Genomic DNA, 12,991 nt, shown 5'->3' with positions numbered 1-12,991 from the left:
CCCTCAACTCCGGCTCAGGCAGTCCAGCGCCACCGCTTTGAAGCTGTCGAAGCTGTCGCTGCCCAGCAGGCGGCTCATTGAGCGTTCACGCACAAAGGTGACGAACAGCTCGTAGATCGCCATTGCCTCTTCATAGTCGCTCTTGCTGATCGCCAGCAGGAAAATCACGTGCGCGATCTCACCTTCCCCCCAGACGACGCCCTGCGGCGCCAGCAGCGTCACCACCACGGTCTTTTTCGCCAGCAGCCCCAGCGAGTGCGGCAAGGCGATGCCTTCGCCCAGCAGCGTGGAGACGATCGCCTCGCGTTCGACCACCGACGGATAGAAGTCCGCGCCGACGTATCCTTCCCGCTCCAGCTGGCCGCATACCCGGCTGAACAGCTCCGCCTGCGTCAGCGGCTCGTCGAGCACCATGAAATGCTCGGCGTCGAAGAACTTCTCCAGCATGTACGGTTTGGTGCGATCCACCAGCACCAATTTGCCCAGTTGCTCCAGCTGATAATCGGTCGGGAACGGCGACATCACCACCACCGGCTTGTTCTTTTCGCCGATGCGGGCGTTGGAAATCACGAAGTCTTCGTCGATGTGCGCAAGCATCTCATAATCGCGCAGCGAGACGATGCGCGTCATCACCAGTTGCGGATACTTGCGCGCAATCTGCGCCTGGATCATGCGCACCGTCGAGTTGCCGGTATCGCACACCAGCATCACCTGCGGGTGGCGTTCATAACCGATGTTGTAATGCCGCTCCAGCCCCACGCCGATGTGCAACACCAGATAGCCGATCTCGTTTTCACTCAGGGTATAGGGGGTGTATTTGCCCCAGCTGGAGACCGCCGCCAGCGTCACATCGTAAGCCATCGGATAGTGCTGCTTGATGTTGGCCAGCAGCGGATTGGGGATGTTGATCTGGTATTTCACCCGCGTAATCATGGTCTTGATATGGGTGAGCAGATCGGCCCGCAGCTGCTCGTCGCCCTGCAGATTGTAGTTATAGTGTGCGTTGATGTAGGACAGGATGTAGTCCACCAACGCTTCTTCATCGTCGGCGTTGATCTCGGTCGGTTGCACGTCCTGCACGCGGCGCGCGGCGATGTTGACCCGCAGATAGGCCTCTTCGGCCATCGAGATCTCTTTGCCGGAGGCCGCGCGCAGCTCCGCCGCCAGACGGGTCGACACCTGGCGCACCGCCTCGTCGCCGTCCTCCACCTCGAAGTCCGGCAGCGGATAACCGTCGTTGATGCGCCGCAGGGCCACCGCGCAGTAGAAGATCAGATACTGCTCGCCCTCGTCGGTCAGGCGAATGGCGTATTGCGACAACAGCGGGTGCAGCAATCCGGCGAACGCCGCCACCTGCGGCTGCAACAGGATCTCGTTGTTGAGCAACGGGTTCTCGGCGTCGGCCAGCTGCAGCTGGAACAGCAGATCGGTCAGGCAGGCGCGGATCGCCATCTCCGCGCCGAACAGCTTCATGCCGTAACGCGGTTTGGTTTCAATCGTCAATTGATAATGCGCCAGACGCTCTCTCACCTCAGCCATGTCGTTTTGCAGCGTGCCGCGGCTGACGAACCATTCGTCGGCCAGATCTTCCAGTTTGAGAGAGAAGGCTGAGGTCAAAAAACGCACCAGCAGATAATGCACCCGCTCCTGCGCGCTGCGCGGGGTGGCCTGTTTGCGGCGTTCCTGATGCTGCAGGGCGCTGAACAGCGCGGCGTTATCGACCTGCAGGCGATAGCCGGCTCCGCGGTTATGCACGAAACGCGCGCCATATTTATCCAGGATCTCGTTCAGCGCGGTGATATCCGCTCGCACCGTACGGGTGGACACGGCGAAACGCTTCGCCAGCTCATCCTGCGGCAAAGTCTCGGTTTGCAAAGCATCGAACAAGTAAGCCAAACGCGGGTAAGGAAATCGCACCATTCTGTGTCCGTCAATCAGGCGGCCCACCCGGCGAACCGGGCGGGCCACGGGTTACTTCGCCGGCGGCAGAAACGCCATTTGCGAGGGGCTGCCGATCGGCAGATAGCCACCCACAAAGCTGAGTTTGCCGTCCGTCGGGTTGACGCTGAAGCGGGTGACGTTATCGCTGCGCTGGTTCAGCGCATACAGATAGCGGCCATCCGGGCTCAGCGCCAGCGAACGCGGATAATCGCCGCGGGTCCAGGTTTCCGCCACCGGTTTCAACTCGCCGCCGGCGCCCACGCTGAACTGGGCAATGCTGTTATGCAGTCGGTTGGCGACGTACAGCGTGCCGCCGTTTTTGCTGAGCGCCAGCCCCGAGGCGAAGCTGGTGCCCTGATAGTCGGCGGGCAGCGCGGAAACCGCATGCAGTTGTTTCAGAGTACCTTTTTGGCGATCAAAACGGTAGCTGGTCAACGTCGAGGCCTCTTCGTTCACCAGCAGCACGGTGTCGCCGTCCGGGTGGAACACAAAATGACGCGGGCCGGCGCCGGCGGAAGAGGCGGCGATCCACGGCGGATCGTTCGGCGTCAGGCGGCCGCTCGCGGCGTCAAAGCGCCATTGGTAGATGCGATCCAACCCCAGATCCGTGGAGAACACGAACTTGCCGCTCGGATCGCTGGCGATCATATGGGCATGCGGGCCGTTGTGATCGCTGATGGCGAAGCTGCCGTTCACCGCCGCCGCCGGTTTGGCCGCGCCCGCCGGCCCCTGCTGTTGCTGCACCGAGCTGGCGGCGCCCAGGCTGCCGTCCGCTTCAATCGGGAAAGCCGCCACGCTGCCGCTGACGTAGTTCGCCACCAGCAGATGGCGGCCGTCCGGCGTCGAGGAGAGATACACCGGCCCTGCCCCCTGCGAATCCACCTGGTTGAGCTGCGTCAGTGCGCCATCGGCCGGATTGACCCGGTAGGCGGTGATGCCGCCGTGCTTGCCGCCGTTGAAATCGGCCACTTCGCTGGCGACATACAGCGTCTTGCCGTCAGCGCTCAACGTCAGCTGCGCCGGATTCGGCACATTGCTGACCAGCGTGGCGTGGCTCAGCGCGCCGCTGGCCGGATCGACCTGCACCCGGTAAACGCCTTCGCCGTTGGGATTGTAGGTGCCGATATAGGCAAAATGAGATGACGTGGAGTTCATTGCATCCTCAGCATGCAGCGCCGGGCCGGTCACGGCCAGCAGCGCCAGGAACAACGCGGTGCGTCGGGTTGGAACCTGCCAGTTTCGCATAGTAATCCTCAGTATAGGTAACGGCGCGGCATGCCGCGCCACGGGAAAACCTTCGCCTCCCAGCGTTTACCTCATCCCATTGTGCGTTCAGCCCACCAGCGTTTTGGTCATCGCCAGTAAGGTTTTCACGTCCTGCGGGCGCGTGTCGCCGCTGGCGGCGTCGATGATCGAACTGTAGATATGCGGGATCACGCGTTTCACGCCGGCCGCCAGCGCGATCTCGACGATCGGCTCAAAGTTCTCCAGATCGATGCCGCCGGTCGGCTCCAGCATGAAGTCATGCTCGGCGCAGGCCTTGGCTACGTACTGGTATTCGTCCTTGCACTTCAGGCCTCCCATCGGGAAATACTTGATGGAGCTGCCGCCCATGTCTTTCAGCAGGGCGATGGCGGTTTCCACCGGCACGATGCCGTCCGGCGCCGCGGCGCTCAATGGGCCGGTAGAGATCTTCACCCAACCGACGCGGCCGGTCGGCGACACCAGGCCGTTGACCACGCTGTCGTTCTGACCCAGCAGCGCGCGGCTGGCGCCGACGCCGGTAAACACCTGGTTAACGTGCTGCGGCTGCACCTGCTGAGCGATCAGGCTAACCATCGCCGACTGCTTCGGATCGCCGGCGCCCAGGCCGACCGAGAGCGCGTTTTCAATCAGGCGCGCATAGCGCAGCATGTCGGTCACCGCGCTGTCGACGTCTGGGTAGTTTTTGGAGAGCACGCCCACCAGCACATGGCCTTCCGCCGCGGCGTAGATGTCTTGCGCGTTGGCTTTGGAGCCGGCCAGCACGTTCAGGCAAACGCGGTCGCGATAGTAGTTAGGCTGCAGCTTCATGCTTGTTTCTCCGTAAACAGGTTTTTGATACAGCTAAAGACGGTCATCAGCTGTTGCTCGTCGACGCTGCGCACGTCGACCTCAATCTTGCCCTCGTTGGCTTTATAGCCGCGGAAGTAGATGGCGATGTCGCCGGTTTTCAGCGCCTGGACGATGTCATAGGTCGACCGCCCCAGCACCGCCTCATCAAAGGTGATCTCGGCGCGAGCGATATCGCGGCCGGCGCTGTCCCAGACGGTCCTGGCGCTGACGCCGGTCAGGGTGTTGAGGCTGTCGAGGAACGGCGTCATCCGTTCCACCATCTGTTGCCCGGTGGTTTTCTCAAGCGTCAGATAGCTTTCAATCGCCTGCGTCAGGCCGAGGATGCCCTCTTTGCCGACCTTCATCGCCCGGCCGATGCCGCCGGATTGCAACTTCACCCACTCGACGTACTGTTTCTTGCCGATCACGAGACCGCTGGTCGGCCCCTCGATGGCTTTGGCGCCGCTGTAAATCACCAGATCGGCCCCCATCTGGTAGTAACACATCAGATCTTCTTCCGCCGCGGCGTCGACGATCAGCGGTAGGTTATGCTTGCGCGCCACCACCGCCGCCTGTTCGACGGACAGGATGCTTTTCTGCACGCAGTGGTGCGATTTGACGTACAGGATCGCCGCGGTCTGCGGCGTGATGCAGGCTTCAATCTGCCCCGGCGAACATTCGTTGGCGTACCCCGCCTCCACCACCTTGCCGCCGCCCAGCGCCACCATGGTGTCCACCGGGGCGCCGAAGTTGACGTTGTGACCGCGCGGCAGCACGATCTCGCGCGGCACGGTCACCGGCGCCGAATGCAGGTTCACCAGCAGATTGGCGTTATCTTTAACGATCACCGCCGCCACCGACTGGGCGATGCCCGCCGAGGCGCAGGAGACGATCACCGCATCCTCCACGTTGAGCAGATCGGCAATGTAGGCGCCGGTCTTGTTGACCAGATCCTTGATTTCGAAATAGTGGTTCAGGCCGTAATCAACGGCGTCGATCACGTCCTGGCGCGGCGTGGAAACGCCGAGAATGGTCATGCGGCCGGAGGTGTTGATCACCTGCTTCAAACCGTATTTTTCATAAATCGAAGACATGGCTTGCCTCCCCTTGTTCGGTTAATAGGATTTCCCCGGCCACCACCGCGGCCAGCGGCACCAGCAGCCGTTCACCCTCGGCGGTTTGCCCTTCGGCGTCGGCGAACACCTGCGGTTCGCGGCGCAGCTCAAACAGCGTGAAATCGGCGTCATAGCCCGGCTCCAGCCGCCCTTTGCCGCTCAGCTGCAGCGCCGACGCGGCGTTCTCCGTCACGCAGGCGATCACCTGCGGCAGCGTCAGGCCGACGCTGAAGAACTTGGACATCACCGTCGCCAGGCTGTGCACCGGTCCGTTCATGCGGTTGCGGCAGTAAATATCGGAGCTGATGGTGTACGGCAAAATACCCAGTTTGATCGCCTGGCGCGCCACCTCGAAGCTGAAGCTGGCGGTGCCGTGCCCTACGTCGAGCAATACGCCGCGCCGCAGCGCGCGCTGGATAGACTCGCGCAGCGTGCCCGCCGGCGTCAGAATGCGGTTCGGTTTGCCGTTGTAGCAGTGGGTGATGATGTCGCCGCGGGTCAGCAGATCGGCGATCTCATCCAGATCCGGCGGGTTATTGCCGATATGCACCATCAACGGCAGCTGGCGGTTTTCCTGCTGGATCTCTTTGGCCAACACCAGCGGGCGAGTGCCGTTCTTGCCCACCACGCTGCTGCTCATGCGCGCCTTGATGCCGATGACAAAGCCGGGGTGGTTGGCGATGGCCTGGCCGGCCTCGCGCTTGTCGATGTCCGTCATCTCCGCCAGCTCGTTCTGCCGCAGCAGGCCGATGCGCGAGATATTGAGGAAGGCGAAAACGTTGGTTTTGGCGCTGCGCGTCAGCTGATAAAAGGCGTCGATATCGTCGGCGCCGGTGCTACCGGCATCGACCACGCTGGTGACGCCGCTGGCGACGCCGACCCGATCCGGCTCGTCATGGTAAATCGGCGATTCGGGATAGCAATGCACGTGCGCGTCGATCCAACCGGCGCTCAGGCGGCAGTTGCCCGCCAAATCCAGCTGGCGAACGGCGCTGACGTCCGCCGCCAACCGCCCCACCGAGGCTATTTTGCCGTCTTTCACCGCCAGATCGATCAGCGTGTCGTCCGCCAGTCTGGCGCCTCTGATTACTAAGTCATACATACCGCATTGCTCCTGTTAGCCCGGGTGCCGCCGTATCGGGCGGCGCCTGGCGCAGGCCTCTTAAGAAATGGCTACCGGGAAGATCGCCCCCAGGATCATCGCGCCGAGGATCGCTCCGCCGGTGATCGGTTTACCCCAGATATAGAACAGCAGCGCGCCGAGCAGCGAACCGATGCCGATCGGGATCGAGGCGGTCATCGCCGACAGGATGATCAACGGCCCGAGGAAGCGGCCCGAGGAGTTGCCCGCGCCCATCATCACGTCAGCCCCGTAGGTGGAGTTGCCCTGATTGATGGTGAATTTGCGCGCCAGAATGATCACGTAACCGATCGCTAGGCCGATGATCAGACCGGTAGCCAGCGAAGCGGCGAAGTTGGCGACCGGGAACACGATGCCGGCCCCCAAAAGCAGCGCCGGCACGCCCAGCCCGACGCCGGTCTGGATCGCGCCGCCGATGTCGAGGATGCCCACCAGCGAGCCTTCGATGATGCGCGCGAACAGGAAGCTGGCGCCGAACGCCGCCACCGCGCCGTATACGCCGGTATCCATCCCCGCCCGCAGCATGGAGACGAACGCCACTTCGTTAAAGGCGCCGATGCCGTACAGGTAGTACATATGCGTCCCGGCGAACACGCCGGAGGACAGCAGGCCAACAAAAATCGGGAATGACCAGTCGGCGTACCAGAAGCCTTTTTGGGTTTGCTCTTCCATCATCCCGCTCCTTATTTACCGCTCAGGGTGTTGTGAATGGCGTCCAGCCAGCCCGGCACGCCGAGGCTGAAGGACTCGAGAACTTTCATGTCGAAGCCGCGGAAGAAGCCGCTCAGCACGAACAGCAGCACGATCACCGCCATCATGATCTTGGTGATTTTGTTCCAGCCGCTCTCTTCCACGCCTTTGCCGATCAGAATGCCCAGCACCAGGCCCGGTACGGCGTTGCCCATGATCAGCTGCGCCAGGCCGCCGAAAATGGTGCCCCAGAAGCCGGAACGGCGCCCGGCGTCGATCGCCGCCAGCCAGAAGATCACCGGCATCACGGTGTTCACCAGCAGGTTGGCCGCCGGCACCAGCACCTTGATGGCGGTAACCTGCAGCGCGGCAGGCACGGCGGAAGCGGTGGTATTGAGGAAGGCCACCACCAGCATGCCGATGATGCCGCAGGCGATGGCCATTTTTTTCGGATCGTGCAGCGTTTGCGCCAGATTGCGGTTCTTGACCATCAGGGCCGCCGCGCCCCAGTGCGGGATGATGCGGTGATCGACGTCCTGCGTGAAGGAGCCCGCCGCCACGGAAGACGCCCAGGCGTTGAAGAAGAAGCCCAGACCGAATGAGAAGTGGGAAGCCGGATCGCCCTCGCAGGAGTTCAGCTCGCCCAGGGTGCGAAACGCTCCCATGCCCTGTGTTGTCGGCGCGTGGAACATGCGTGCGGCGCCGGCCCCTACGCCGACCCCCACCAGCCCACCGATAATAATCGATTTAAATAAGATGATTAAAAACATCAGTATACCCTTTCATTTATGCTAACGTTTTTATTTCGTGACGAAGACAACCTTCTCGGTATTGATAATGGTTACGTTCACGGTTATTTCCAGAGAAACGGCATAGCTCTTTCTTTCACGCGGCAAAAAGAAGAAAAGAAATTTCTCTTTAGTTATTTTCTCTTCCGCCTTCACTACGCTGACGTCCTGCGGCTCGATGCGCAGCAGAATATTGTTGGTGGACTTTAATACCGCGCCCTGCACATTAGCCAAGGCGGAAGCAAAAGCTTTCGCTTTGCTGTCGCCTTTACCCTCCACCTTTACCGATGTGGTATATTGCTCTTTCATTATGGGTTGCCATGTTTTTTGACGTAGGCTTCCACCAGTTTCTGGCCCAGCTCTTCTTTATCCATAAAGCCGAAACCCAGCACGTTGCAGCCTTCGTTAATTGCCGTCACGCCCTCTTCCACCGAACGCATGCCGTATTTGGCCTTGTAGCCGTATTTGGTTTGCGCGGTAATCGCGCCTGCGCCGCCGCTGCCGCAAAAAGAGATGCCCAGCTGCGCGTTTTCCGCTTTCATGACGTCGCCCAGCTTCATATCCGCCGCCACGCCGGGGATGACCACCGCTTTTCCGCCTGCGTTTTCAACGCCCTGGCCGACTTTTTGCCCTTTGCCCAAACGATCGCCGATCACTACGGTAATTTGACCCATGGTATATTCTCCTGATTGAAATCGATGCGTTAACCGCTATGCGTTATTATCTTTCGCCACTTCGAAGTGCACGGACAGCAAATAGGCTTCTTCGATAGGCAATGTGCCAAACTGATTCACCACGCGTTCCGCCATTTGCATGGACTCGGCGGAAATTTCGTCGAAAAGCGATTTATCCACCTCCGGCAACGGCTCACCGGTTATTGAACGCAGCACCATGGCGCGAATATGCGATTCCAGCATCTGTTGCTGCACCGCATTGGTATAAATATTCTCAGCATTCAGCATCGCGGTAATATCCGCCAGCACCCGAGCGGTGATCTCACCGGCTTCGCTGATATCGGATTGTTCAATTTCTTTTATCGAAGCAGATCCATCATTCACTTTTCAGTACCCCTAGATCCCACATTAATCAGTAAGCCGTAAAGCGCATCACCTGAATAACCCGCTTTCTGTGATGTCTTTACCCTACCCCCGGCAAGATTTTCTGTGTAGACCGTTTTTTTCCAGTTCGAAGTGGAAATTGAATGACGCGCGGGGATCCATTTCGCAAAATGGCGTTATGGCGAAAAAGTAAATGAGATAACAATTACATAACCCGGCTAACGGTTTTTTTTGCCTCGATTGACGATAAAAGCCTTCGTGATCGGGATCTCTTTCTTTTCTCGCCCCAACCGCCTACTATCAATGGGACAAATCGACATTACCCACACCCCCGCTCCTCTGGCGCGGGGGTGTTGCTTTGTGTTGTTTTTCCGAATTTATGGGCGCACAGACTGGCGCCCTTTGATTTGACTGGAGAGTGGAATGACCAAACCCATCATTACTATTAATGAGCTGGATGCGGAACGCCTGGATGCGCTATTGGAACAACCGGCCTTTGCCAACACCGACGTCGCCGCCGCGCTGAACGACGAGTTGGATCGCGCGGAAATCCTGCCGCCGGAGAAAATGCCGGCCAACGTGGTGACCATGAACAGCCGCGTGCGTTTTCGCGATCTGCACACCGATGAAGAGCATGTGCGCACGCTGGTCTACCCAGCCTCGCTGAAAGACAGCCACGATCAGCTGTCGGTGATGGCGCCGCTGGGCGCAGCGCTGCTCGGCATGCACGTCGGCAAGCAGATCTCCTGGCAATTGCCGAACGGTGAAGAAGCGCGGATTGAAGTGATGGAATTGCTGTACCAGCCGGAAGCGGCGGGCGAATACCACCGTTAAGCGGTTTTCAGGGCGGCATCCGGCCGCCCTTTCTGTCTCAGATGCAGATAGCGATCAGCACGGCGATCAGCAGCAGCACGTAGATTTTGGCATGCAGCGCATCGCTCACCTTCGGCAAACAGCGCCTGGCAAACACGATCCCCGCAATCCCCGCCACCACCAGCAGCCCCAGAATGTTCAGATTGACGTACCCCAGATACTGCGGCCCGCTCATCTCGCGCCATCCCAACACGATATACATCAGCGCTCCGATCACCGCCACCGGGATCGACAGCGGGTTGGCGGCGCTGACGCAATATTTCATGTCGTAACCATGGCGGCGCAGCAGCGGCACGGTCATCACGCTGCCGCCCACCCCCAGCAGGGTGGCGATGCCGCCGATCAGCGGCCCGCCGCCCCACAACGTGGCGGGAGACAGTTCGGCGCGCGCCGGTTTGATCAGGAAGCCCCGGCGGAACAGACAGTCGGCGATGGTCACCGCCATATAGACCACAAACAGCCCGCGGATCACGCCGTCCGCCAGCAGCGAGGAAGCGAACGCGCCCAGCGCCGCGCCGATGCCGATGAAAAAGATCAGCGGCACGATGGTTTCTCGCAGCAGGTTGCCGCTGCGCCAGTTGGTCAGGGTGGCGTAACTCGCGTTGAGGATCATCACCGCTGTCGAGGTCGCTACAGCAATATGCATCGCCTGGCCGGGCTGCTCGCCCGAGGCGGAGATCAGGTGATAGACGAAAGGCACCACCACAAAGCCGCCGCCGAAGCCGAACAGAATGGTGGTGATGCCGGTCAGAAAACCGGCGCCCAGTACAATCAACGTTTCAATCATGGCCGTGCGCCCGCACGAAGTCGTCGAACCCGGCGCAGAACTGCCCCGCCAGCGGGTGGAAGCGCTCGCCGACGAACAGCCCCAAATACTGCTCGCGCACGGCGTCGTGATCCACCAGCTCAATGCCCGCCTGTTCCGCCCGCGCCAGCGTCTGTGCGTCCGGGAAGCCCCAATAGCGCGAATCACCCTGCTTTTCCGCCGCTATCGCTTCGCTCCGTTCCGCCCGCATGAGCTGGCGCGCCAGGAAGGTGCCGCTTTGCACGCCCAGCAACATCATGTTTTCCAGGAACGACAGATCGTGACGCAGCTCGGCGGGCAGACGGGCGAGCACCGGGCCGGCGTCCCAGTGTTCATCCATTTCATGCAGCGTCACCGCACAGCCCTTGTCACCGTTCATCATCGCGCGGAATAGCGTCATCACCCCGCGATAACGCGGCAAGTCGCCGGGGTGCAGGTTCCACAGCAGCTTGCCGCGTCGGCTGAAGGCGCGCACATAGTCGGCGGAGAATTTCTGATAGCAGCGCAGGGAGATCACCGCGTCCATATGCTCCAGGCTGCTGATAAACGTGGCGTCATTGATGTCGAGAACGCGATGCGCCTTGACCCCGGCGGCGGCCAGGAACAGGGCCGGCGGTTGATAGGCCCCCTCACAGGCGGCGGCGTTGCGGCCAACGAACGGGAACACAAAATCGTTCAGCACCTCGCGCTCATACAGCCCCAGGCGGCGAACCGCCGGCTCCTGGGTGCGGCCGCCGCTTTTCGCCAGGGGGAAATACACCGTAAAAGCACACTCGCCTTTCAGGGCGGCGATCAGATCCTGACACACCAGCCAGGAGAAAATGTCGTTGCCGACAAAGAGCGCTACGTTCTTCATACTTCAGCCTTCTTTGCGTTGAAAATAGGGTTGTTGAACACGATTTTGCTGATATCCCGCGTGATGGATTCCATCGCCGAGGTGTAAAAAAGATCGCCCTTGGCGGGCGCGCCGAGCGAGTAAAGATGCTGCTCACGGCCGCGTCGGTCGGCGATTTTCAGCGTATGCGGGTTGCACTTCACGCCGCCGAACAGGTTCTCTTGCACCAGCCCGTCTTGCAGCAGCTGCTGGCTCAGGCGGTTGGGCGGCAGTTGATAGGAAGGCGTGGTGCAGTTGAACAGATACTGCGCGCGCACCCGCGTCTCATGGCAACGAAGGATAAACCCGTCCGTTGCCTTGCTGATATCCACCAGGCCGCCGCAGGCGCGCAGGCGTTGGCTCTCCAGCGCCGCCACGATCTTGTTGGCATTCTTGATCGGCATGGCGTGCCGATTGCGCATCCAGGAGGAGTTGTAAAAGCGCATGAAGACCTGCCGGTTGTTGGCATCCATCTTGACCCAGGCGGCGCACACTACCGGGTGGATCGCCGCCAGATAGCTGCAGATATGCTCCCGGGCAAAACGCGCGCGATCGAGGCTGTCCGCCAGATCGCGGTAGCAATCGCGCCTTTCCTCCAGCGCCGAGAGCACCGTCAGCCGCTCCGGCCCCGGATAGTGGCGCGCCAGCGCGGCGTTGATCGCATGCACCAGCTGATGCGCGTCAATAAAATCGCGGCCGGCGACAAAGCGCCGCAGCGCCTCAACAAACGCCTCCGGCGGCGGACGCATCACCGCCGGCTGCACGCTGGGGAACAGGCCCGAGCGCGACAGTGCGCAGATGTCGGTCGCTCCCAGGCGCTCCATCAGTTCAACGATGGCGTCAATCGCCGTCAGGCTGCAGCCGATCACGCCAATGCTCGAATAAGGGTTGATCGGCGGCAAATCCTGATGGGCCTGATAAGCGATCACCCCATCCACCGGGTAAAGGCACTCCGGCGGGTTGTGCCCCGAACACAGCACCAGCGCGTTCATCTGCTCGGCGCCGCCGCAGGCGGTGGTCAGCCGATAGCCGGCTTCGTGCGGCGCGATGGCATTCACTTCGGCAGTGACGAAATTCAGCACCACGTTACTGTCCGCCGCCATATATATTGTCATGTCGCGAATAAAATCGAGATATTCCCGATACAGCCAGCGCGGCGGATAACGATCCTGGCAAAACTGCGGGAAATGCATGGCGATCCAATCAACGAAGTGCGCATCGTCAAAAATATCCGCCGACATATTTTCCGGCGTCATATTTAATATATGGCTGTCAAAATCGCTGCTGTATGCCATGCCGCCTTTAAATCCCTGCTTGTCGAAAACCGTCAGGGAAAGCGGCCTTTTGCAATGATTAACCGACTTATTTTTTATAAAGTTATACGCAAAAGAGATGCCGGCGGCCCCGCCGCCAATCACACCGAACTTATACATGAAATATCACCTTATAGTCATTGAACTGCGCTAAGAACTATTGCTTCAGGTGTTGGAATAAAATGACGCTTTATTCCTTATTAACTTCTTGTATTGCGAGAACGAGAATCTTCGTCCCACCCTGGTGTGAAGACTTGCACGGGCTTCATGGCCGATAAAATAACGGCGCCCCGAACAAG

General features: G+C 60.3%; 14 protein-coding genes. 1 reads left to right on the top strand and 13 read right to left on the bottom strand.

Annotation, left to right across the window (positions count from 1 at the left end; genetic code table 11):
* Window positions 1-3: 3 nt before the first annotated feature.
* The 10 genes from ACJ8KE_RS16890 to ACJ8KE_RS16845 all read right to left on the bottom strand — a co-directional run bounded on the left by ACJ8KE_RS16890 (window position 4) and on the right by ACJ8KE_RS16845 (window position 8,806).
* Entirely contained in the window at window positions 4-1,920 is a 1,917-nt protein-coding gene (locus ACJ8KE_RS16890; RefSeq protein WP_049299903.1) for a BglG family transcription antiterminator, read from the bottom strand.
* A 51-nt stretch (window positions 1,921-1,971) separates the two neighbouring features.
* Window positions 1,972-3,186: a lactonase family protein gene (locus ACJ8KE_RS16885; RefSeq protein ID WP_397609284.1), complete on the bottom strand. Its 1,215-nt coding sequence runs from the start codon at window positions 3,184-3,186 to the stop codon at window positions 1,972-1,974.
* Between the two features lie 87 nt (window positions 3,187-3,273).
* The gene (gene dagF / locus ACJ8KE_RS16880) at window positions 3,274-4,014 is read right to left on the bottom strand and encodes a 2-dehydro-3-deoxy-phosphogluconate aldolase (protein ID WP_016930215.1); all 741 of its coding nucleotides are present in this window, start codon (window positions 4,012-4,014) and stop codon (window positions 3,274-3,276) included.
* On the bottom strand, window positions 4,011-5,129 hold the full coding sequence (locus ACJ8KE_RS16875; protein ID WP_442517319.1) for a DgaE family pyridoxal phosphate-dependent ammonia lyase: 1,119 nt from the start codon (window positions 5,127-5,129) through the stop codon (window positions 4,011-4,013). Before ACJ8KE_RS16875 ends, dagF begins: the two co-directional genes overlap by 4 nt.
* Window positions 5,113-6,252 (bottom strand): amidohydrolase/deacetylase family metallohydrolase, encoded by a 1,140-nt coding sequence (locus ACJ8KE_RS16870; RefSeq protein ID WP_282677176.1) that lies wholly within the window; start codon window positions 6,250-6,252, stop codon window positions 5,113-5,115. The genes ACJ8KE_RS16875 and ACJ8KE_RS16870 overlap by 17 nt, the downstream gene beginning before the upstream one ends.
* A 60-nt stretch (window positions 6,253-6,312) precedes the next feature.
* Complete coding sequence (locus tag ACJ8KE_RS16865) at window positions 6,313-6,963, bottom strand: DUF4310 family protein (protein ID WP_442517330.1); 651 nt, start codon at window positions 6,961-6,963, stop codon at window positions 6,313-6,315.
* 11 nt (window positions 6,964-6,974) lie between these two features.
* Window positions 6,975-7,751 (bottom strand): DUF4311 domain-containing protein, encoded by a 777-nt coding sequence (locus ACJ8KE_RS16860; RefSeq protein ID WP_004937006.1) that lies wholly within the window; start codon window positions 7,749-7,751, stop codon window positions 6,975-6,977.
* 30 nt (window positions 7,752-7,781) lie between these two features.
* Entirely contained in the window at window positions 7,782-8,078 is a 297-nt protein-coding gene (locus tag ACJ8KE_RS16855) for a DUF4312 family protein (RefSeq protein WP_004937003.1), read from the bottom strand.
* Entirely contained in the window at window positions 8,078-8,443 is a 366-nt protein-coding gene (locus tag ACJ8KE_RS16850; RefSeq protein WP_004937000.1) for a glycine-rich SFCGS family protein, read from the bottom strand. The genes ACJ8KE_RS16855 and ACJ8KE_RS16850 overlap by 1 nt, the downstream gene beginning before the upstream one ends.
* A 36-nt stretch (window positions 8,444-8,479) precedes the next feature.
* Window positions 8,480-8,806, bottom strand: a complete 327-nt coding sequence (locus ACJ8KE_RS16845; protein ID WP_110147608.1) for a glycine dehydrogenase — start codon at window positions 8,804-8,806, stop codon at window positions 8,480-8,482.
* Window positions 8,807-9,250: 444 nt separating this feature from the next.
* On the opposite strand from ACJ8KE_RS16845, the gene rnk reads away from it, so the two are divergent.
* Entirely contained in the window at window positions 9,251-9,661 is a 411-nt protein-coding gene (gene rnk, locus ACJ8KE_RS16840) for a nucleoside diphosphate kinase regulator (protein ID WP_110147447.1), read from the top strand.
* Between the two features lie 37 nt (window positions 9,662-9,698).
* Here the strand turns inward: rnk and ACJ8KE_RS16835 are convergent, their stop codons facing one another.
* Genes ACJ8KE_RS16835 through ACJ8KE_RS16825 form a run of 3 tightly spaced genes read right to left on the bottom strand, consistent with a single transcriptional unit; the run spans window position 9,699 to window position 12,812 of the window.
* The gene (locus tag ACJ8KE_RS16835; protein ID WP_016930220.1) at window positions 9,699-10,487 is read right to left on the bottom strand and encodes a sulfite exporter TauE/SafE family protein; all 789 of its coding nucleotides are present in this window, start codon (window positions 10,485-10,487) and stop codon (window positions 9,699-9,701) included.
* Window positions 10,480-11,361 (bottom strand): formyltransferase family protein, encoded by an 882-nt coding sequence (locus tag ACJ8KE_RS16830; protein ID WP_033639299.1) that lies wholly within the window; start codon window positions 11,359-11,361, stop codon window positions 10,480-10,482. Before ACJ8KE_RS16830 ends, ACJ8KE_RS16835 begins: the two co-directional genes overlap by 8 nt.
* Window positions 11,358-12,812 carry an FAD/NAD(P)-binding protein gene (locus ACJ8KE_RS16825; RefSeq protein ID WP_123867919.1) on the bottom strand — a complete coding sequence of 485 codons (1,455 nt, stop codon included), beginning with the start codon at window positions 12,810-12,812 and terminating at the stop codon, window positions 11,358-11,360. The genes ACJ8KE_RS16830 and ACJ8KE_RS16825 overlap by 4 nt, the downstream gene beginning before the upstream one ends.
* Between the last annotated feature and the right edge of the window lie 179 nt (window positions 12,813-12,991).

The sequence above is a fragment of the Serratia sp. CY56464 genome, assembly GCF_052168435.1.
Taxonomy (GTDB): domain Bacteria; phylum Pseudomonadota; class Gammaproteobacteria; order Enterobacterales; family Enterobacteriaceae; genus Serratia; species Serratia marcescens.
The sequence above is the reverse complement of the archived record's forward strand: the minus strand, read 5'-3'. Positions and strand labels throughout refer to the sequence as shown.

What these genes read in the sequence shown, in the direction of transcription:
- ACJ8KE_RS16890 (WP_049299903.1), bottom strand. Translation starts at nt 1,920, where the DNA reads ATGGTGCGATTTCCTTACCCGCGTTTGGCTTACTTGTTCGATGCTTTG.
- ACJ8KE_RS16885 (WP_397609284.1), bottom strand. Translation starts at nt 3,186, where the DNA reads ATGCGAAACTGGCAGGTTCCAACCCGACGCACCGCGTTGTTCCTGGCG.
- dagF (WP_016930215.1), bottom strand. Translation starts at nt 4,014, where the DNA reads ATGAAGCTGCAGCCTAACTACTATCGCGACCGCGTTTGCCTGAACGTG.
- ACJ8KE_RS16875 (WP_442517319.1), bottom strand. Translation starts at nt 5,129, where the DNA reads ATGTCTTCGATTTATGAAAAATACGGTTTGAAGCAGGTGATCAACACC.
- ACJ8KE_RS16870 (WP_282677176.1), bottom strand. Translation starts at nt 6,252, where the DNA reads ATGTATGACTTAGTAATCAGAGGCGCCAGACTGGCGGACGACACGCTG.
- ACJ8KE_RS16865 (WP_442517330.1), bottom strand. Translation starts at nt 6,963, where the DNA reads ATGGAAGAGCAAACCCAAAAAGGCTTCTGGTACGCCGACTGGTCATTC.
- ACJ8KE_RS16860 (WP_004937006.1), bottom strand. Translation starts at nt 7,751, where the DNA reads ATGTTTTTAATCATCTTATTTAAATCGATTATTATCGGTGGGCTGGTG.
- ACJ8KE_RS16855 (WP_004937003.1), bottom strand. Translation starts at nt 8,078, where the DNA reads ATGAAAGAGCAATATACCACATCGGTAAAGGTGGAGGGTAAAGGCGAC.
- ACJ8KE_RS16850 (WP_004937000.1), bottom strand. Translation starts at nt 8,443, where the DNA reads ATGGGTCAAATTACCGTAGTGATCGGCGATCGTTTGGGCAAAGGGCAA.
- rnk (WP_110147447.1), top strand. Translation starts at nt 9,251, where the DNA reads ATGACCAAACCCATCATTACTATTAATGAGCTGGATGCGGAACGCCTG.
- ACJ8KE_RS16835 (WP_016930220.1), bottom strand. Translation starts at nt 10,487, where the DNA reads ATGATTGAAACGTTGATTGTACTGGGCGCCGGTTTTCTGACCGGCATC.
- ACJ8KE_RS16830 (WP_033639299.1), bottom strand. Translation starts at nt 11,361, where the DNA reads ATGAAGAACGTAGCGCTCTTTGTCGGCAACGACATTTTCTCCTGGCTG.
- ACJ8KE_RS16825 (WP_123867919.1), bottom strand. Translation starts at nt 12,812, where the DNA reads ATGTATAAGTTCGGTGTGATTGGCGGCGGGGCCGCCGGCATCTCTTTT.